Below are 205 nucleotides of genomic sequence, written 5' to 3' on the forward strand. Positions count from 1 at the left end.
GCCACCCAGACGGGGCCGGTTGGCGTTGCCCTAGAGCCGCCGCTAAGGCCGTCAACCCGACCTCTGTGCGCCTGTGCTCGGCCATCGACCAGCCCACCCCCCGTCGAGAACACAGGTCAATGATGACCGCCAGATACAGCCAGCCTTCGGTCGTTCAAATGTCGGTCATGTCAGCCACCCACACCCGGTCGGGTTCTGTCGTCGT

1 pseudogene is annotated in these 205 nt (G+C 64.9%); it reads right to left on the reverse strand.

What is annotated here, in order from left to right:
* Positions 1–205 (reverse strand): annotated as a pseudogene (locus JUK32_RS27610) (DDE-type integrase/transposase/recombinase); the annotation flags it as partial.

Origin of the sequence: Halomicronema sp. CCY15110 (genome assembly GCF_016888165.1) — a bacterium.
Taxonomy (GTDB): domain Bacteria; phylum Cyanobacteriota; class Cyanobacteriia; order Phormidesmidales; family Phormidesmidaceae; genus Halomicronema.